The organism is Sphingopyxis sp. GW821-FHT12C06, from assembly GCF_058807415.1.
Genome location: NZ_JBXAQR010000001.1, coordinates 90,708 through 110,023, shown reverse-complemented (window position 1 = coordinate 110,023; position 19,316 = coordinate 90,708). Strand labels below are relative to the sequence as shown.

Below are 19,316 nucleotides of genomic sequence, written 5' to 3'. Positions count from 1 at the left end.
ATGTCCTGCTAGAAGCGCAAATTCACGCGGATCCCATAGGTGCGCGGGTCGGGCAAGGCGGCAAGAACCACCTGCGACGAGGTATTGAGGCCAAGGCCGATGCGATCGACATCGCCGGTCTTCGTGTCGGCCGAACGCACCGTGTCGTCATCGAACAGATTGTTGATATAGCCCAAGATCTCAAACCGATCGGTCCGAAAACCGAGGCGCACGTCGGTCAGCGAATAGCCTTTCAGTCGGCGATTGTTCCATTGATCGACGAAGCGGCTCGACCGGTAACTTACATTGGCTTCGGCGAAGAGTTTCATCGCCGCCGTTATTGGCGCCTCATAGCCGATCGAACCGACCACCGAATGTCGCGGAGATTTTTCCAGACGGTTGCCGGACAGATCGACCGCACAAACACGCTTGCCGATCGTCACCACCGTGCATTCGTCCGCATCGATGATATTGGACTTGGTGTCGGTGAATATCTCGAACTTCGTATAGCGCGTATCGAGGAAGGTGTAGGCGAGGCCGAGCCTCAACCGATCGGTGAGCTTCGCATTGGCGTCGATTTCGAGACCCCAAACCCGCGCCTTGCCCGCATTTTCGATGACGGCGATCGGAGAACCCGAAGGGGTGCTTCGCTGCGAAACAACCTGCTTGTCGGAATATTGCTGCAAAAAACCTGCAAAATTGAGCAGCAGCCGACTGTCGAACAAGCTGAGCTTGCTGCCAAGCTCGTACGACCACAGCGTCTCGGCCCCGAAGGCAACCTCGTCGGTATCGCCGTCAAGATCGGAATCGAACCACGCGCCCGCAGCGAGCGTGGCGGTGCCACCGGGCTTCACGCCTTTCGATGCCGAAGCATAGAGCAGCGCGTCACGCCCCGCCTTCCACTCGAGGGTGAAACGCGGCGTAAAGAAGCGATCGCTGGAGCCCATCGTCACGGGCACGGCATATGCGCCCGCCATCGTCCGCCCGTCACTGAGCAGCGTCGACGGACCAAACACCGGTGGCACCTGGGCCGATGTTGCAAAAGGATCGCCGCATCGCACCCCGAAGCGATTGACGGGCAGTCCACAATTCGAGCCAATGACGCGTTCCTTTTCCCACGAATAGCGTCCCTCCGCCGTGAACTTGACGGTCGCCAGCGCTTGCCATTCGAAGCCGCCATAGACCGACCAGTGGCGAATCCGGCGCGAAGCCGGGTCGTCTATCAGCTTGACGAAGGGAACCCTGCCGCCTGCCCCCCCGGCACATTCGGATATGGTCGCCGCACATGAGACAATAAGCGTCCGCGAACGCCGGAGTGAATCCTCGCTCCAGTATAGACCTCCGAGCGTAAGCCGGAGCGGCTTGTCGGCTGCCGTGGTGAGACGAAGTTCCTGGCTGAACTGTTCCAGCGTCGTATCGGAATCGGCGATGAAAGTCCGGTTGGCGCTGTCGGTCTGGCTTCCCGGAGAACCGACGAGGATGGCGTCCTGGTCAAAGTCCTGACGATTGTCGAAGTCGCCGTCGGTATAGCCGGTCCAGGCCGTTACCGTGAGCGGTTCGCTGTCATAGGTCGAGACGAGCGCGGCGCGCAGAACCTTGCGATCGCTGCCTTCGAAACGGCGCCCGGTGAGCGGATCGGGACTGTGGCGCGGTGCGCCCAACTGGTCGGCATCCGGAATTGTGCCGCGGTATCCGGCGAAGGAACTGTTGCTTGTGACGCCACCGGCCACAGCGGCCGCGAGCGCGGCGTTGTTGGCCGCATTGATCAGGCCGCTGTTCGAGCGAACCAGATATTGCGCCGCGGGGCGAAAGCTGTCGCTGAAATAGTCGATCCGTGCCTTGAACGAGAGTCCCGCCGCCGGTGTCAGCAGCGCGGTCAGAGCAACGCCCGAACCATGACCGCCGCCGAGCTGGGAATCGAGCGCCTGATCGCGATAGAAGCCACCTTCGGACCATGCCGTACCCGCTAGGCGAACGCTGAGCAGTCCCTCGACCAGCGGACCGCTGACTGCGCCGCGTATCGCAAAGCGGTTGTGGCTGCCCGCCTCGACTGCCGCTGTCGCTGTCAATTCGTTCGACGGATTGGCGGTGACATACTGGATGGCACCCGCAAAAGCACTGCGGCCATATTGAACGCTCTGCGGGCCGCGCACGACTTCGATCCGCTCGAGATCGAGCAGCCGCTGCGAAAGCAGAATGCCGCCCCCGGCAGAACCGATGGCCTCGCTCGTGACATCGATACCGTCGACGAGGATCGCGGCATTGGGTCTGCCGCGTGTCGGAGACAGGCCGCGAATGGCAATGGTCGAGGCCTCGGGATTGGCACCGCGGTCGAACACCAGCGAAGGGCTGAGCCGCGAGACGGATTCGATATCCTTGAGGCCAAGCCGTTCGATCTCCGCGCCCGAAAGCGCCTGGATGCTGATCGGCACGTCCTGGAGCCGTTCGACCCGCTTGCGCGCGGTGACAACGATTTCGCCATCGACTTGCGGATCTGCTTCAACCGTCTGCGCCACCGCCGTCGCTGGCAGGGCAATTCCTGTCAGCAACAACGCCCATCGCGCCCGAAACCGATTTGCCATTCCTCTTCCCCTGATTGTTATTTTATTGCTATGTCTGAATGATTGCCGCGCGGCTCAGCGGCTTGCCGGCGGCGTGCGCGCCGGCGCCTTTTTGCGCTGCGGCAGGAAAGCGGTGGCGCTGGTCAGCCCGAGAAACAGGATGAGAACGGCCAGCATCGGCGCGATATTGTCCAGCGGGTGCAGCCAGAATTCATGGTACAGGCCGTAGCGCGGCCCCAGTTCGCCAAAGGCAATCCAGAACAAGGCCTTGGTGGGGATCGCGTAGCGCAGCGCCGCCATCACACGCGTGAAACGGCTGAGCTTCCAGACGAGATAGATCGACCATATCGCGAGACCGATGCCGATCGCAGCGGTGGCGGGATGGTGATAGCCGAGAAAGCGCTGGTCACCCAGAAAAAGCGAGAAGCCGTAACAGAACCATGTGACATAAATCGTCTCGATGAAGGTGATCCGGCAGAAGTTGCGCTGTTGGCCGCTTTCGGGGCGCCCAAGCTTTATGTGCAGCTTGCGGTGGAGCCAGCGAAAGGCATTGCACTTGGTGTCGCGATTGAGAACGAAGAAGAGCAAGGTAGCGACACAGATGCCGAACGAGCCCTGGATGAAGAGCACGCCCAGCGGGCGGCTCTGCTCCGGCGTGATCGCCATCATCGGGCGGCCCAGCGCGATATCGTTGTAGGAAAAGAGATAGGAGGCCCAGCCGATCCAGATCAGCAGCCCCGCGACGAAACCGGTCAGCGTTCCGCGCACCTCGTCCTCGCCGCGACGAAGCCCGAAGAGAAGGATGGCGAGACCGAGCGCGCCCAGGAAGAGGTTGAACATGCCATCAAATGCGGGCGACAAGAGTTGGCGCGCCGCGACCCGGACACTGTGCATCACGGGATTGGCGAGCAACACCGCCACGAAAGCCAGCAAACCGATAAAGGGCGCTCGATAGAATCTTTGCAAGCCGCCGAACTGCGCCATAGTCCATCTCCCTGTATATTTTCATTATGTTCTTATGTTGTCCTTATCATATGATGTATTTGAATCGATGCAAGCCTGTTTTTGCGGTCCAGGCGCCGTGTCCATCCCGCCGCCCAACGCTTGCGTGACCGGATCGGGCGTCGTGGCTTTCGAGGCGCCGATGAAAGATCGATCAAGAGCGAGAAGACCGTTCCCGGGGGGACGCGACGGGCGGAGAGACAGGTCTGCCGCGAGCCTCAGCGGCGGATGAAAGGATTTGGAATATCCGTGACGGTCGATATCCAAACGCTCTTCACTTCCATATATTCCCGAATGCCGGCGATACCGCCTTCGCGGCCGATGCCGCTCATTTTGAAGCCGCCAAAGGGCGAGGTGGTGCTCGTCGAACGATAATTATTCACCCAGATCGTGCCGGCCCGAATACGATCGGACATCGTCAATGCGCGGCGCATCGACTGAGTCCAAATGCCGGCTGCAAGACCATAGGGAGTGTCGTTGGCGATACGAACGGCCTCCTCCTCGTCCTGGAAGCGGATCACGGCGAGGACGGGGCCGAACACCTCCTCCTGCGCGATGCGCATATCGTTGCGGACGTCGGCGAAGATCGTCGGCTTGAAGAACAGACCGTCGGGATATCCGGGTACGGATGCAGGCTCGCCGCCGGCCACCAGCCGTGCACCCTCCGCCTTCGCAATCTCGACATAGGATTTGATCTTTTCGAGCTGCGGCCTGGTCGAAATCGGGGCGATCTGGGTCTGCGGATCGGAAGGATGGCCGAAGCGCACATCGGCGACATAGGCCTTGAGCCGCTCGAGGAAGGCATCATGGATGCTATCCTGGACGAGCAGGCGCGAACCCGCGACGCAGGTCTGGCCCGACGCCGCGAAGATGCCGGCGACCACGCCCTTGACGGCCTGGTCGAGATCGGCGTCGTCGAAGACAATGTTGGGCGATTTGCCGCCAAGCTCCATCGTCACCCGCTTCATATGGCGGGCAGCCTTCTCGTTGATGATGCGGCCCGCCTCGGGCCCGCCGGTGAAGGCGATGCGCTCGACATGGCGGTGGCCGATCAGCGCATCGCCGACCTCGGCACCATAGCCGGTCAGCACATTGACGACGCCCTTGGGAAAGCCTGCCGCCTCGACGAGCTTGACGAACTCGAGCAAAGAGGCCGAGGTGAACTCGGAGGGCTTCAGCACCACCGTGCACCCCGCCGCCAGCGCGGGCGCGAGCTTGAGGCTCATGAGTGGCAAAGGCGAGTTCCACGGCATGATGCAGGCGACGACGCCGATCGGTTCGGGCCTGGTGTAGTTGAACACGCCGGGCTTGTCGGAGGGGATGACGGTCCCCTCGATCTTGTCGGCCAATCCGCCGTAATAATAATAATAGTTGGCCATGTAGCGCATCTGCATGCTCAGCTCGGATAGCAGCTTGCCATTGTCCTTCATCTCGACATGCGCCAGCCATTCGGCATTCTCGCCAATCAGGTCGCCGAGCCTGCGCATAAGCGCGCCGCGCGCCGACGCCGACATCGAAGGCCACTCCCCTTCCGAAAAGGCGCGATGCGCCGCCGAAACCGCCCGCTCGACATCTTGAGCGCAGCCGCGCGGCACCCGGGCCCAATCCTCGCCGGTCACCGGGTCCACCGTCTCGAGCCAACGCCCGCCTACCGGGTCGGTGAACGCGCCGTCGATATAGAGCTGATAGCGGTAGCGCTGATCCGGATCCTGGCTGGTGGGTCTGATAGCGGCCGAAATGGGGTTCAGCGAAAGCGCGGTCATCGGCAGTCCTCGGCAAAAGCCAAAATGGCGTCATTGACACTAATATACTGTTGTCATATCAACAATACATATAATAGAGCCGGGTTGGCAGGTCCGGAATGACGGTGCCCGGCAATGACTCCGAGAGACTCCCCGGAAAGGATCTTCCATGGCAGGTGCGCGGCAAACACAGGTCGTCGTAACCGGCGCGGGTCCCGTCGGCCTGGTCGCCGCACTGACGCTGGCGAGAGCCGGTATCGAGGTGCTGCTGATCGAGAAGCGCACCCGTCTCAACACGGCGTCGAAGGCATCCACCTTCCATCCGGTGACGCTCGACATTCTCGCGACCCTCGGCGTGATCGACGCGGTCCTCGCCGAAGGCGAAATCGTCGACCATATCCAGTACCGCACGCCGGACGGGCCCTTTGCCAGCTTCGCCATGGCGGACCTTGCCGAGCGCACCGCCTATCCTTTCCGGCTGCACCTCGAACAGGCGCGCGTCACGCCCCTGCTGCTGGCGCAGCTGGAAGCCTTGCCGAACGCCCGAATCCTGTTCGGCACGGCTTTTGGCGCGGTCGAGCAGAACGGCACCGGCCTTGCGGTTCATGCGCTGCACAAGGGCGAAGCCATGGAGATCGAGGCGGAATATCTGATCGGCACCGACGGCGCGCGCAGCGCGGTGCGCGAAGCGCTCGGCATTGCCTTTGATGGCCTGGTCTATCCCGACAGGATTCTGCGCGTCATGACGACGGACGATCTCGACCCGGTGCTGCCCGGAATCGCACCGATCAGCTATTTGTACCACGGCGCAAAATCGGTCAGTTTTCTCAAAATGCCCGACTGCTGGCGGATCATCCTGCGTGTCGACGGATCCATCCCCGACGAGACCGCGCTGCGCGACGACTGGCTGCTAGCGCGCTTGCGGGAACTGCTGCCCTCCTGGCCCAGCCTGCCGACCGTCGTCGGCAGGGACATTTATGGCGCGAGCCTGCGCGTCGCCTCGGATTATTTCGCCGGGCGCGCCTTCCTCGCCGGCGACGCCGCCCATGTCACCAACACGCGCGGCGGGATGAACATGAATTGCGGCATCCACGACGCCTTCGCGCTGGCGAACGCGATGATCCGGGGGCTGCGCGAGAAGAATATCGCCCTCGTCGAAGCGGCGGCCCACGAACGCAAGCGCGTCGCCGACGAGATGCTGGTCCCGCGCACCGACCGCAACATCCGCGGCGGCGCGGCCTGGCTGGACACGATCAGGGAGACCGCAGCCTCGCGCGATGCCGCGCGCGACTATCTCGCCACCGCGGCCATGCTCGACATGGTCGAGCTGTCGCAACCCACCGCCTGAACAGGTCACCGGAATAGAAGGAATCTCCTGCAATGGATCTGGAACAGCTTGCCTCCCTGCCCGGCCTTGGCCTGATCGTCCCGCCGGCCAACCCGACCGTCGAACCGGAAATGACGCGGTTGATCCCGGCTGGCGCGCGGCTTTACACGGCGCGCCTGCCGGTGATGCCCGACACGACGCTCGAGCAGCGCAACCGGGCCTATACCGAAACCTATCTGCCCGCCGTGACGGCTTTCGGCAGCCTCAAGCTCGCAGCCATGGCCGTCGCGCTGACCGGACCAAGCTACCGGCTCGGGCCGCAGGGCGATGCCGCGCTTGCCGCAAAGCTTTCCGACGCGGCGGGCACGCCTGTCGAAACCGCGAGCGGCACGATCCGCGCGGCGCTATCGGCCATCGGCGCCCGGCGTATCTGCCTGTTCTCGCCCTATCCCGCCTCCCTCACCGAAGAGGCCGCCGGCTATTGGTCGCAGGCCGGCTATGACGTCGCGCAGATCGTCAAGGTGACCGAGACCTTCCGCGCTTATGAACTCACCACCGAGGAGGTCGAGGAAGCGCTGCGCCAGGTGGAAACAGACGGCATCGACGCGATCGTGATGAGCGGCACAGGCATGATCACCCTCCCCGCCATGGCGGGGCGGGCGGACAATGCACGGCTTCCGCTGCTGTCCTCGAACATCTGCTGCGCCTGGTGGCTGATGAAGACAGCGTCGATCGCGCCCGGCGAGCTGTTCGCGCGCGCCTGCCCCCAGCTCGCGGTATGACGGCGCGCCTTGAAACGGCATCGACGGAGGGCATCGAGCGCGACGCGACGCTGGCCGAGACCGTGTCCTGGCTGGCGCATTGCGACATATTGCCTGCCGATGTCGAAGCCCGGGCACGCCTGTTATTGCTCGATACCTTTGGCTGTCTGACTGCCGGATTGCGGCACCGCGAGGTGCAGGATCTCGGCCGCGCGCTGGATGCGGGCATGGCCGGGGACGTCATATGGCCCGGATCGGATATCGGCCTCGCGCCTGCCGGGGCCGCCGCACTGGGCGCCGCTGCCGCATGCTGGGACGAGGCCTGCGAGGGCCATGCCTCGGCGCATGGCCGCCCCGGCCTGCCGATCGTACCAACACTATTGGCGCTCTGCGCGCATCGCGACATGTCGCTTGGCGCGCTGCTGCTGGCACTGGTGACCGGCTATGAAATCGGCGCGCGCGCAGGTCAGGCATGGCGCATTTCGCCGGGGCTGCATGTCGATGGAAGCTGGCATTCGCTGGGGGTTGCCGGTGCCGCCGCGCGCCTGCTCTCCGGCCCTGACGCGATCCAGCCGGCGATCGAGGCCGCCGCATGCCAGATCCCGGCGAGCCTCTATCTGCCCATCGCTTCGGGCTCGGTGATACGCAACACCTATCCCGCGCATGCCGCGTTGCTCGGGATATTGTCGAGCGCCGCCGCGCAAGCCGGGTTCGCAATGCCGGGCGGCGCACTGGAGGAGGGCCGTGACCGTGTGCTGCGGCTGACCGAACCCGCCGACCTCATGGCAGCGGGGGAATGGGCCATCCTCGGCGGCTATCTCAAACCCTTCGCGGGGGTACGCCACACACATTATGGCGTCGAAGCCGCTCTACACATCCGCCAGCAGCCGGGTTACTCGGCCGACAATATTTGCGGTATCATTCTCAACACCTATGCCGAAGCCGCGCGCTATTGCGGCAATCGTGCGCCGCGCACGGCGATCCAGGCCCAGTTCAGCCTGTCCTATGCGGTCGCGGCCGCGCTGGTTCTGGGAGATCTCGGGCCCGAAGCCTATGACAGTCTCGGCGCCAATGCCGCAATCGCCCGGCTGGAGCGCCTGATCGAGACACGGGTCGATCCCGGCCAAACCGACCGCGGCGCAACGTTAACAGTCGATATCGGTGCGACGCGGCTGTCAAAGCAGGTCAAAGGCGTCACGGGCGATCCGGAACGCCCGATGAGCCAGGAGGATGTCGTCGGGAAATTCCATCGCTTCGCGGCGCCGCGACTGGGGACGCAGCACGCCGCAGCCATTGCAAAATTTTTCCTGCGGGCCGAGCCACGACAAGCTGCGCGGCAATGCTTTGCGCTGGGGAGTTGAGCCGGCCAGCAAATATTCGGGCGCAATGACCCGGTGCCCATCGGTCCGGCAGTGCATGCGTGCCACCATCCGCCTTTTGGAACGGCGGCCTATATGCTCCCGCGTTTGCACCCAAATCTTTGCCCCTAGTGCGTAACCTTCGCCGGCATGGCGCGATCCCGCCGCGCGGGTTGCCCGCCGGGATTGCCGAAGCGCTGTGGTTCGCGCGGTTCGAGATGCGACGGTCCATGGTCATCCTCGGCCAGTCCCTCGATGATCGGGCAGTCGGGGCGGTCGTCGCCGTGACAATGATCGGCCAGCGTTTCGAGCGTCCGCACCATGGCCTGAATTTCTGCCATTTTCCCTTTGAGCCGTTCGATATGCCCAAGCGCAAAGGCCTTGACGTCGGCGCTGGCACGGCTCCGGTCCGACCACAGGCCAAGCAGCTCGCCGATCTGCTCCACCGTAAAACCCAGATCGCGTGCACGCCGGATGAAACGCAGCCGATGGACATCGGCATCGTCATAGTCGCGGTAGCCCGAGTCATGACGTGCCGCCTTGGGGATGAGGCCCGTCTGTTCATAATAGCGGATCATTTTCGTCGAGACGCCCGACATTTTTGCGGCGTTGCCGATGTTCATGACGGCGCTCCTTCTGCACTTTTATCGGAGGCGATCACCGGCCGGAAGGCCTTCAGCCTGAGCGCGTTGCTTAGCACGAAGACGCTCGACAGCGCCATCGCGCCGGCCGCGAACACCGGCGACAATAAAGTCCCGTTCAGCGGATAGAGCACCCCGGCGGCGACCGGGATCAGCGCCGCATTATAGCCGAACGCCCAGAACAGATTTTGCTGGATGTTGCGGATCGTCGCCTTCGACAGCGCGATCGCATTCACCACCCCGCGCAGGTCGCCCGACATCAGCACGACGTCGGCGGACTCGATCGCGACATCGGTGCCGGTGCCGATCGCCAGACCAACGTCGGCCTCGGCGAGCGCGGGTGCGTCGTTGATGCCGTCGCCGACGAACGCGACCTTGCGCCCGCCCGCGCGAAGCCGGTTGATCGCATCGACCTTTCCGTCGGGAAGCACTTCGCCGACGACCTCGTCGATCCCCAGCGTCCGAGCGACCGCATCGGCGGTCGCCTGATTGTCGCCGGTGATCATCGCGACCTTGAGCCCGAGGTCGTGCAGCGCGCGGATCGCTTCGGGCGTCGTGTCCTTGATCGGATCGGCGACGGCAATCACTGCCGCGAGCTTGCCGTCGATCGCGGCATAGAGCGGCGACTTGCCCTGCGCGCCAAGTTCGCGGGCCTTGGCGGCAAAGGCCGACACATCATGGCCCAGCCTGGTCATGAAACGGTCGGCGCCGACCTGAACCTCGCGGCCGCCGACCTTTGCCGAGACGCCATAACCGGGGATGGCTTCGAACGCCGCGCGCGACGGAACGTCCAGACCCCGCGCGTTCGCCGCTGCCACAATGGCTTCGGCGATCGGATGCTCGGACTGGCTTTCGACGCTGGCGACCAGCGCCAGCACTTCGTCGCGCCCGAAGCCTGCGGCCGGCTCAAGGTCGGTCAGTTCGGGGCGCCCCTTGGTCAGCGTGCCGGTCTTGTCGAGCGCGATGACGGTCACATCGCGCAGCGTCTGGAGCGCCTCGCCCTTGCGGAACAGCACGCCCAGTTCGGCGGCACGCCCGGTGCCGACCATGATCGAGGTTGGGGTCGCGAGGCCCATCGCGCAGGGGCAGGCGATGATCAGCACCGCGACCGCGTTGACCAGTGCGAAGGTCAGCGCCGGATCGGGGCCGAAGACAAGCCAGATCAGGAAGGTCAGTGCGGCGATCGCCATTACCGCGGGGACGAACCAGGCGGTGACCTTGTCGACCATCGCCTGGATCGGCAGCTTCGATCCCTGCGCCTGCTCGACCATGCGGATGATTTGCGCCAGCACCGTATCGGCGCCGACTTTGGTCGCACGGAAGGTGAAGGCGCCGGTCTTGTTGATCGTGCCGCCGACGACGCCCGTGCCCGCAGACTTGGCGACCGGGACCGGCTCGCCGGTGATCATCGACTCATCGACCCAGGAATTGCCGTCGACGACTTCGCCATCGACCGGCACGCGCTCGCCCGGGCGGACCTGAACGATATCCCCGGCACGAACATCCGCAAGCGCGACTTCCAGCGTAGCGCCATCGCGCACGATCCGCGCGGTTTTCGCCTGCAGCCCGACAAGCCGCTTGATCGCCTCCGATGTCCGCCCCTTTGCCTTGGCCTCGAGATAACGGCCGAGCAGGATCAGCGCGACGATCACCGCCGCGGCTTCATAATAGACGTTGGCCGTGCCCGCGGGCAGGAGATCGGGGGCAAAGGTCGCGACCAGCGAATAACCCCATGCGGCGCTCGTCCCCAAGGTGACGAGCGAGTTCATATCGGGGGTGCCGCGCAGGATCGCGGGAATACCCTTCTGGAAAAAGCGCAGCCCGGGGCCGAAGAGCACCAGGGTGGTCAGCGCGAACTGGATCAGCCAGCTGGCCTGCATCCCGATCGTGGCCATGACGAACTCATGGACGGCGGGGATGAGGTGCGAGCCCATCTCCAATATGAAGACCGGCAGCGCCAGCGCGACCGCGATAAACAGCGACCGACGCAGGCCGATGAGCTCCTCTTCGCGCGCCAAGGCTTGCTGGTCGGACGATGCGTCGTCGCTTTCGATCCGGCGCGGCTCATAGCCGGCACCGCGGATCGCCGCTTCCAATTCCCCAAGCGACGCAATGCCGAGGTGATAGCGGATGCTCGCCTTTTCGGTCGCCAGATTGACGGTGGCGGTAATGACACCCGGAACCTTGGACAGCGCTTTCTCGACATGACCGACGCACGAGGCGCATGTCATGCCTGCGACGCCGATTTCGACCTCGGCCTCGGGCACCTCATAGCCCGCGCGCGCGATCGCCTGCACGACAGCCACCGGATCAGCGACGCCCGCGAAGGTCACATCGGCGCGTTCGGTTGCCAGATTGACGCTGACCTTCGTGACGCCCGGCAGCTTGGCGATCGCCTTTTCGACATGGCCGACGCATGACGCGCAGGTCATGCCCGCGACGGCGACACTGAATAGCGCCGGTTTGGACGCGGGATCATCGCTTTCCCGCTTCAATTGCATCACATCAGCCATCACACATATCTCCGGTTTTCTTCGCTTGACCGGAATGTGCGGCTTCCAACGATGGGAAGGTCAAGAGACAAAAAAATGCTATTATCGCCTGTTGACCTTGCCACGATGGCAAGCCCCATCTTCGAGTTCCACTCGAAGTCTGGAGGCAATATGATGATGAATTTTGAAATCCCCGGGATGACCTGCGGCGGTTGCGCGCGCTCGATCACCACGGCCATTCACGCCGTCGATGCGCAAGCCAAAGTCGAAACCGATATTCCCGGAAAGCGGGTCAGCGTCGAGACCCGTGCGGATAGCGTGTCGCTCATCGCGGCAATCCGTGAAGCCGGCTATGAAGCGCGGACGGTATAGGGGTATAAAATGCCGGGAGAGGGCGGCAGAACCTGCCGCCCTCTCCCGAAGTCTTTAACGTGCCGCGACCTGATAGCGGCGCAGCGCGCGCAATGCGCCAAACGCGATAAGCAGCACGAACCCGAGCATGCCAATGAGTGCCGGCAGGACACGCATGGTGATCGCACCAAGGCTTTCTTCCCGATATGCGAATTTCGGAAAATTCGCATAGTCGGACGACGACAGCGCCTCGCGCTTGAGGAAGCGCTGGGTAAAATAGGTCACCCACTGCGTCCGAAAGCTCACAACCTGATCGACAAAATGGCCGTAGCGCGTGGAATCGGTTCCCGCGATCGCATTCAGCGCCTGCTGCATCATGATGGCAGGCGATACGAACTGGAAGGTCGAGACCATTTTGTCCTGCCGCGCGCGCTGGGTCCGGAAGCGGTCGAACAAGGGTTGCATCGCCTTGTCGACGGCCGCCTTCTTCGCCATCGACACCGCAAGAAACTCGTTGGTATCGCCCGTCGCCGAATATTCGACATGGTCGTAATAATATTGATTGAGCGCCTCCATATAATTTTTCTCGCTTTTCGTCTGCGCCTCACGCGAGGCGGTGATGAAGTCGAAGCGCGAGGGCGCGGGATAGGCCGACGTGGCGACGACGCTGACCAGCGTCGGCACGACCGCAACCAGGCCCAGCCAGATGCCGGCGAGCACGAGGCCATTGGTCGCCGAGTTGCGGCCGATCGCGTTGACCAGAACCGCGAGCGCGAACCAGAACAGGCTGTAGAGCAAGGTCACGGCGAGCCAGAGCGCGAAGCGAACCCAGGTTTCGGCCGCGGCCAGATTGGTCCCCGCAATCATCAGCGCCGCCAGCCCGCCGATCACCACGACGCCGAGGATGATCAGCGCGCGGCTGACGACCTTGCTCGTCATCAGGCGCTTGAGGCTGATCGGATGCGAGAGCACCATCGCAAGTGTGCCGCGCTCATGCTCGCTGGAGAGCATGTCATAGCTGATCGCGAGGATGAAGATCGGTAGCAGGAAGATCACGACGAAGGCGAGATCGAAGCCCCCGCGTTTCAAATTGACCGGATTGCCGAGTTCGCTGCCCTGCGTGATCGTCGTCAAACTCTGCGAACTGACGGGCAGATAGGAGAGCTGGAGATCGCTCTGTCCCGTCGCGAAGGCGCCAAGACCCGTGGCGGGCAATACCGCCGGAGCGACGCTTGTGCTGCCGACGGTTCCCGCATTGGTGCCCGCGGGGATCTTGCCGGGACTATGGCTGAAAGCCGCGATCTGCTTTTCCCCGCCCTCTCTGGCGAGCGAACGTTCGTAGCCGACGAGGCCGGCGTGCAGCTTGGCGCGCTGCGCCATCGCGGCATCGACCATGGCTTCGGCGCCCGTCTGCTGGCGAACGAGCGTATCGCGCCCCGCAAACGCCGCGAACGCCATCGCAGCGACAAGGAGCAGGAGTACCCAGACGAAGGCCGGGGTACGGGTAAGTGTGCGCGTCTCGTGACGCATCATCAAAGCGTACATTGAAGGTCTCCCATATGCATGCGGTCCAGTGCGCGCGTGTCAGCGCGTCTGCGGACGCAGTCGTGCGATCGCGAAGATCGCGAAGGACAGAGCCGCGACAAGCCATCCGAACAAAATGATCAGGCTGGTGCGATGCTCGTCCAGCACTTCGCGCAGCGTCGGCGGGGCGTAGGTGAACGGCTTCACCATCTTGAAGATGTCCTCGGACGCAACCAGAACACGATCATTGCTTTCCATACTGACCGTGCCCGAAGCCGCGTCGGCGCTCGCAAGCTGCTTGTTGAAACCGACCGCCATGGTGTTGAGATAGCCGTTCATCTTCGCGACCATCATCCGTCGATAGGTTTCGGCGGCATTGTTGAAACGGCTCTGATGGTTGAGGTCGGTGCCCGCCAGCCCCATGCTGATGCTGCTGAGCGCCAGCATCGGATCGACCACGCCCAGCCGATCCTGCAAGCGGCGCTGCGCAAGATAGGAGGTATCGAGACCCTTGTAATAATGGTCGTAAAATTCGTGATCGATCTCCTCCATCTTCTGCATGCTCGTCGACACCCAATAGACCGGCAGCTCGGAGACATCCTTGACCTTGTATTTCGCAAGAAGCTGCCGCTTGTAGGCCGCCAGACGCGCGCGCGGCGGCGGGCCACCGAGCCCCTTGAGCCGGGTTTCCTCGAGCGATTGCTGAAACACCCCGAGCGGGGGCGAAGGATGGACGATCTTCGAAATCTCGGCCGCGGCCTTCGGCATCAGAAAAACGCTGAATGCCCAGAAACCGATCAGCGCGATCAGCGCGGTCCGTGGGCTCGATGCGATCGCGGAAACGGCGAGGGTCAGGAAAAGGAACACAAGCAGATAAACGCCATAGACGAGCGCCATGACGCCGATACGCGCGCCCAGCGATTCCCCTGCGGGGACGCCGATCGCCGCGATGACCGCCGCACCGACGAACAGGCAGGGCAGAATGACGAGCGCGGCCGCCGATCCCACGCCCAGCGCCTTGCCCCAGAGCAATTCGCGACGCGAAACGCCCGCGCTGAGCAATTGCCGCAGCGTTCCCCGCTCGCGTTCGCCCGCAAATGCCGAAAAACCCAGGAAAATGATCAGCAGCGGTGCCAGCGCCTGCAGGATCATCGCGCCGTTGAGATCGCCGAAGCGCGATATCGCCGACTGGTCCTCGGCCGCCGGTGCGCGCGCCGGGTTCTGGCGATGCGCTTCCATGAACACAAAGCTGCCTGCGAAGGCGTCGATGCCGCTGTCGAAGAAGGATAGCGGGCCCGCATCCTTGAAAGCATAATTGCCGAAATGGGCGCCCGAATGGGGGTTCTTGTCGCCCTGCTTGTAGAATTGATCATTGGATTCGGCCTGCGCGGCCTGCTCCATCTCATTATAGCTCGAATAGCGCTGCCACCCCGTCGCCAGCGCGGCGAGCAAGAGCAGCGCCATGATCGCCGCGGTCCACAGAAAGCGACCGTCGCGCAATATTTCGCGAAACTCCTTGCCTGCGATTGTGAAGATCTTCGAAGCGTCTCTATCCGATTCATGGATTAAGGCTGATTCAATCATGAGCCCGTCCTTTGGGTTGCGCAGTGCGACGCCTGCGCCTGTTTGATGAAAAGCGGCAAATGGTCGACACAGCGTCAGTGCATATGCTCGAGGTAGATGCGCTCCACCTCGCTATGGGTGACGTCGCGGGTGTCCATCTCGCGGACGAGGACGCCTTCGCGCATGATGCCGATGCGTGTGCCGGTTTCCTGGGCGCGAAAAATATCGTGGGTCGCCATCAGGATCGCGGCCCCCTCGCCCTGCATCTGACGAAGCAATTGCGAGAATTCGTTGCTCGCCTTGGGGTCGAGGCCCGATGTCGGCTCGTCGAGCAGCAGTGCGTTGGCCTGTTTGGCGATCGCGATCGCGACCCCAACCTTCTGGCGCATACCCTTGGAATAGGATGCGACCCGATTGTGGATCGCGCCCGATTGCAGGCCCACGCGATCGAGAAAACCCTCGAGTTCGCTCTTGCTATAATGGCCATGGCCACCGAGCTTCGCGAAGTAACGCAAATTTTCCAGGCCCGTCAGCCCGCCGTAGAGCATCACGGTTTCGGGGATATAGGCCAGGCTGCGCTTGGTCTCGACCGGGTTTTGGGCGGCATCGAGTCCGTTGACTTTCGCCGAGCCGGACGTGGGATCGATGAAGTTGAGGAACAGGTTGATCGTCGTCGTCTTGCCCGCGCCATTCGCGCCGAGCAGGCAATATATTTCTCCACTTTTGACGCAGAGATTCAGGCCCTTGAGCGCCTGATAATTGCCATAGCTTTTCTTCAGATCCTTTGCTTCGAGCATGTCATGTCATCCTTGTTGTTCGCGGCGGCGTACGCCAGCCGCATCGTCACGGCCCCGTCCGAAACGGCGCCTGATGCGCATCCGAATGCGATGTCGGTATCGGGAAGTAAGGGTGCGGCTCCGCAGGCAATCATGTCCGGCGGATGCAGGCGCAGCGGCCATTTGTCCGGCAAGGGGACACAGGGCGCGCGCCGCCACATCACCGGCTATATCCACGGCGGCTTGAACGCACCTTCGGGAAACGCGTCGGGCGTTCGTGTGTCGATGAAGATGTCTCGTGCCTCGATATCCATGGCACGAAGCGCCAGCAGGGGCGCCACCTCCGCAATCGCGAGATGGTGCGCGTGGCTGTCGAGATGATAATGGGTATGCCGCTTTTCACTATCGGCAGATGCCAGTGCATTGTCGTGCACATGATGCCGCCACGCCGCGCAGGAAATATGCTCCGGACAGAGATGCGCGGCCATCACCGGGATGACCCCGCCGACCCCCATGCCCAAGAGCAGCAATATGCCAAGAAGCATTTGCAAGGGGCGGATACGCCCGACCGTTTCGCGCGGCGCAATCCCTCGCAGCGCGTCCGGCTCCTGTGGAGCAGCGCCTCGCAGGGATCGCGCCGGAAACAGCTTCATCGCCCCGCGCCTCCTCAATAGTCGTAAGACAGGCTGAAGCCGCATTGGCGCGGCTGGCGGATGCGGACGTAATAATGCGGGTTGCCCGCCACAAAATCGCGCGATTCGAACGCCGTTACCGGTGTCCTGTCATTGGTGACATTGTTGCAGAACAGCTGGGCCTTGACCTTGTCGGCCTGCAGCCCGACCCGCAGGCGCAAATCCTGCCGCCCGGGAATATAGCCGGCATTGGCGGCATCGACATATTTCTTCGAGTTGAACGAGAGATCGGCCCGCGCATAAAATTCGAGCCCCTGCCCGCCGAGCGGCAGCTTCACCTCGCCGCCCACCGTTCCCTGATGCCTCGGCGCGAACTGGAGCCGGTTGCCGCTGACGTCGCCATTGGTAAGGCCGTTGACGCAACCCACTTTGGGAAGCGCCGCACAATCGACGAACCCCGAAAGGCTCGACGTCGTCGCCTCGACATATTTGGCATCGGTATAGGCATAGGATGCATTGAGGTTGAGCCAGTGCGCCGGGGCATAGCCGAGTGTCAGTTCGCCGCCGCGAACGCGCGATTTGCCGATATTGGTGGTGATCGACGTGTCGGTGCCGCTGACGGGGCCCGTCGCGAAGGTCAGGATCTGCTGGTTGGACCAGTCGATCTGGAAAATCGCCGCCGCGAGGTTCAGCTTGCGATCGAGCAGATTTGCCTTGGCGCCCAGTTCATAGGTCCAGTTGCTTTCCGGCGCATAGGAGCGCTCGCTCTCGAGTGTCGCCTGCGAATTGAAACCGCCCGATTTGGTGCCCTTCGCAACCGAAGCATAAATATTGAGATCGGCGTCCGGCGAATAGCTCAGGATCGCGCGCGGGGTAAAATATCTGAAGGTCCTGGATTGCCCGGCCGGCAACGGGTTGGCGGGCGTCACCCGGTCGGTACCATAATTATTCTGCACAGGACGGACGCGCTTCCGCTCGGCGGTGTATCGCCCCTCCAGCGCGATGTTGACCGCGTCGACAATATCGTAGCTGGCCGAGGCATAGACCGACTGGAAGGTATTGCGATTGATATCCTGCTGATCGACCAGCGCCTTGCCGTTGACCGGGGCGGGAGCGATCGTGCCACCGGCGCCCGCCGCGGGGTCGGCGAACTTCGTTGTCACCGCATTGTTGCGTTCGTGGCTGTAATAGGCACCAACCGTCCAGTCGAAGCGGCCGGGTTTCGAGGCCTGGAGACGCAGATCCTGGCTGATCTCGTAACGGTCCTCGATGTCACCCGACGCGGTCTGGGTAAATATGACGGGCGGCCGTGTGGTGAAATTGGTGCCCGCCGGCGTCTGGTCGAGATCGATCAGGGTCTTCACGTCGCGATTCTCGTATCCCGTGCGCGAAATAAGCGTCACAGGACCGAAGTCATAATCCGCGACGAGCAGCGCGCGCCGGCTGGTCCGCTCGCTGCCGAAGGCGCGCGGATCGAAGGAAAAGGATGTTGTATAGTCGTCGATCGGGCCGCTGACGCGGCGCCCGATCTGCACGGGACTGCGCGCCGTCGCCGCAGGCTTGCCGACACGGCGCGGACTGAGGTCGGGGATCGGTACGATGGCGCTGTGCGAGGTGGTGTCATGACCATAGGTGGCTGACAGCAACAGATTGAAGGCGTCGCTGGTGTAGGAGAGGCTCGCGCGCACCATCTCGGCATCGGTATCGTCGAGGCGCTCGCCATTGACCTTGTTGACGAGACCGCCGCCGCTCGACGACATGCCGGCGTCAAGACGAACCGCCAGGCGCTCGTCGACGATCGGGGCCGCCGCATAGCCCGAGAGTTCGAACAGCCCGTCCGCGCCATAAGCCCCCTTGGCGCCGAACTCGAGCTTATCTCCGGGACGCTTGGTGATATAGTTGATCGCGCCGGCGAAGGTGTTGCGGCCATAGAGCGCACCTTGCGGGCCGCGCACGACCTCGACGCGCTCGATACCCATGAATCCGATCTCGGTGCCGGTCAGACCCGGGGAATAGACGCCATCGATGAAGACTCCGACATTAGCGACATCACCTGCCGTACGCGCAAGTTGCGCCTGACCACGGATGATCGGACGCGACGAGGCCGGGCCGGCCGCCTGCTCGAAACCGAGTCCCGGCGTCACGGCCGCGAGATCATTCATGCTGTTGATCTGACGGTTCTCGAGCTGGTCCGCCGTCAGGGCGCTGATCGAAAGCGGCGCCTCGGTGAGCGTCTCGGCGCGCAGGCGGGCGGTCACCACAATCTCGTTTGTCGCGACTTCGTGCGTGCCGGTTTTCTGCGCCCATGCGGGGGATGACCATAGAGAAACTGTACAAGACGCGACCACTGCCAGAGAAACCCCGGTTCCGTATCGACTATTGCGCATATCCATCCCCCAATATTTGAAATTAATTTATTCGATCAAAATTCCATTAAATTGATATTTTTGCTTTGAATTTTCTGAATAGTTCAGCCTGAACTCTTCTAAAAACTCATCGAGATCTGAAACTCGGAACCACCCGAAAATGCGCAAGCGCATATCCGGGCCTCGACAGCCACAGCGACGGACCGTGAATGATCATCATGATTATGACATGTTGTTATGT

Annotated in this window: 14 protein-coding genes; 4 read left to right on the top strand and 10 right to left on the bottom strand. The window is 62.8% G+C overall.

Annotated features, from left to right (window positions below):
* Positions 1–8: 8 nt before the first annotated feature.
* From AC1RRJ_RS00425 to AC1RRJ_RS00415, 3 genes are all read right to left on the bottom strand, one after another.
* The gene (locus AC1RRJ_RS00425; protein WP_493119726.1) at positions 9–2,495 is read right to left on the bottom strand and encodes a TonB-dependent receptor; all 2,487 of its coding nucleotides are present in this window, start codon (positions 2,493–2,495) and stop codon (positions 9–11) included.
* Between the two features lie 120 nt (positions 2,496–2,615).
* Complete coding sequence (locus tag AC1RRJ_RS00420) at positions 2,616–3,524, bottom strand: hypothetical protein (protein ID WP_493119725.1); 909 nt, start codon at positions 3,522–3,524, stop codon at positions 2,616–2,618.
* 236 nt (positions 3,525–3,760) lie between these two features.
* Entirely contained in the window at positions 3,761–5,305 is a 1,545-nt protein-coding gene (locus AC1RRJ_RS00415; protein WP_493119724.1) for an aldehyde dehydrogenase, read from the bottom strand.
* A 148-nt stretch (positions 5,306–5,453) separates the two neighbouring features.
* Between AC1RRJ_RS00415 and AC1RRJ_RS00410 the strand changes: the two genes are divergently transcribed.
* The 3 genes from AC1RRJ_RS00410 to AC1RRJ_RS00400 are packed head-to-tail and all read left to right on the top strand — an operon-like array spanning position 5,454 to position 8,733.
* Complete coding sequence (locus tag AC1RRJ_RS00410) at positions 5,454–6,632, top strand: FAD-dependent oxidoreductase (protein ID WP_493119723.1); 1,179 nt, start codon at positions 5,454–5,456, stop codon at positions 6,630–6,632.
* 32 nt (positions 6,633–6,664) lie between these two features.
* On the top strand, positions 6,665–7,393 hold the full coding sequence (locus AC1RRJ_RS00405; protein ID WP_493119722.1) for a maleate cis-trans isomerase family protein: 729 nt from the start codon (positions 6,665–6,667) through the stop codon (positions 7,391–7,393).
* Positions 7,390–8,733, top strand: coding sequence for an MmgE/PrpD family protein (locus AC1RRJ_RS00400; RefSeq protein WP_493119721.1), 1,344 nt, complete (start codon positions 7,390–7,392; stop codon positions 8,731–8,733). Before AC1RRJ_RS00405 ends, AC1RRJ_RS00400 begins: the two co-directional genes overlap by 4 nt.
* Positions 8,734–8,858: 125 nt before the next feature.
* On the opposite strand, the gene cueR is transcribed toward AC1RRJ_RS00400, so the two are convergent.
* Together cueR and AC1RRJ_RS00390 are read right to left on the bottom strand one after the other, a co-directional pair.
* The gene (gene cueR, locus AC1RRJ_RS00395; protein ID WP_493119720.1) at positions 8,859–9,353 is read right to left on the bottom strand and encodes a Cu(I)-responsive transcriptional regulator; all 495 of its coding nucleotides are present in this window, start codon (positions 9,351–9,353) and stop codon (positions 8,859–8,861) included.
* Entirely contained in the window at positions 9,350–11,884 is a 2,535-nt protein-coding gene (locus tag AC1RRJ_RS00390; RefSeq protein WP_493119719.1) for a heavy metal translocating P-type ATPase, read from the bottom strand. The genes cueR and AC1RRJ_RS00390 overlap by 4 nt, the downstream gene beginning before the upstream one ends.
* A gap of 150 nt (positions 11,885–12,034) precedes the next feature.
* Between AC1RRJ_RS00390 and AC1RRJ_RS00385 the strand changes: the two genes are divergently transcribed.
* Entirely contained in the window at positions 12,035–12,235 is a 201-nt protein-coding gene (locus tag AC1RRJ_RS00385; RefSeq protein ID WP_493119718.1) for a heavy-metal-associated domain-containing protein, read from the top strand.
* Positions 12,236–12,289: 54 nt separating this feature from the next.
* Here AC1RRJ_RS00385 and AC1RRJ_RS00380 read toward each other — a convergent pair whose 3' ends face one another.
* The 5 genes from AC1RRJ_RS00380 to AC1RRJ_RS00360 all read right to left on the bottom strand — a co-directional run bounded on the left by AC1RRJ_RS00380 (position 12,290) and on the right by AC1RRJ_RS00360 (position 18,967).
* Positions 12,290–13,759 carry an ABC transporter permease subunit gene (locus tag AC1RRJ_RS00380; RefSeq protein WP_493119717.1) on the bottom strand — a complete coding sequence of 490 codons (1,470 nt, stop codon included), beginning with the start codon at positions 13,757–13,759 and terminating at the stop codon, positions 12,290–12,292.
* A gap of 39 nt (positions 13,760–13,798) precedes the next feature.
* The gene (locus AC1RRJ_RS00375) at positions 13,799–15,322 is read right to left on the bottom strand and encodes a DUF2705 family protein (protein ID WP_493119716.1); all 1,524 of its coding nucleotides are present in this window, start codon (positions 15,320–15,322) and stop codon (positions 13,799–13,801) included.
* Between the two features lie 74 nt (positions 15,323–15,396).
* Positions 15,397–16,098, bottom strand: coding sequence for an ABC transporter ATP-binding protein (locus tag AC1RRJ_RS00370; protein WP_493119715.1), 702 nt, complete (start codon positions 16,096–16,098; stop codon positions 15,397–15,399).
* 206 nt (positions 16,099–16,304) lie between these two features.
* The gene (locus AC1RRJ_RS00365; RefSeq protein WP_493119714.1) at positions 16,305–16,628 is read right to left on the bottom strand and encodes a hypothetical protein; all 324 of its coding nucleotides are present in this window, start codon (positions 16,626–16,628) and stop codon (positions 16,305–16,307) included.
* A gap of 116 nt (positions 16,629–16,744) precedes the next feature.
* On the bottom strand, positions 16,745–18,967 hold the full coding sequence (locus AC1RRJ_RS00360; protein WP_493119713.1) for a TonB-dependent receptor: 2,223 nt from the start codon (positions 18,965–18,967) through the stop codon (positions 16,745–16,747).
* Positions 18,968–19,316: the final 349 nt, after the last annotated feature.

Bases quoted from the DNA above. Each gene is read 5' to 3' on its own strand.
- AC1RRJ_RS00420 (WP_493119725.1), bottom strand. From the start codon at position 3,524: ATGGCGCAGTTCGGCGGCTTGCAAAGATTCTATCGAGCGCCCTTTATC.
- AC1RRJ_RS00415 (WP_493119724.1), bottom strand. From the start codon at position 5,305: ATGACCGCGCTTTCGCTGAACCCCATTTCGGCCGCTATCAGACCCACC.
- AC1RRJ_RS00410 (WP_493119723.1), top strand. From the start codon at position 5,454: ATGGCAGGTGCGCGGCAAACACAGGTCGTCGTAACCGGCGCGGGTCCC.
- AC1RRJ_RS00405 (WP_493119722.1), top strand. From the start codon at position 6,665: ATGGATCTGGAACAGCTTGCCTCCCTGCCCGGCCTTGGCCTGATCGTC.
- AC1RRJ_RS00400 (WP_493119721.1), top strand. From the start codon at position 7,390: ATGACGGCGCGCCTTGAAACGGCATCGACGGAGGGCATCGAGCGCGAC.
- cueR (WP_493119720.1), bottom strand. From the start codon at position 9,353: ATGAACATCGGCAACGCCGCAAAAATGTCGGGCGTCTCGACGAAAATG.
- AC1RRJ_RS00390 (WP_493119719.1), bottom strand. From the start codon at position 11,884: ATGGCTGATGTGATGCAATTGAAGCGGGAAAGCGATGATCCCGCGTCC.
- AC1RRJ_RS00385 (WP_493119718.1), top strand. From the start codon at position 12,035: ATGATGATGAATTTTGAAATCCCCGGGATGACCTGCGGCGGTTGCGCG.
- AC1RRJ_RS00380 (WP_493119717.1), bottom strand. From the start codon at position 13,759: ATGTACGCTTTGATGATGCGTCACGAGACGCGCACACTTACCCGTACC.
- AC1RRJ_RS00375 (WP_493119716.1), bottom strand. From the start codon at position 15,322: ATGATTGAATCAGCCTTAATCCATGAATCGGATAGAGACGCTTCGAAG.
- AC1RRJ_RS00370 (WP_493119715.1), bottom strand. From the start codon at position 16,098: ATGCTCGAAGCAAAGGATCTGAAGAAAAGCTATGGCAATTATCAGGCG.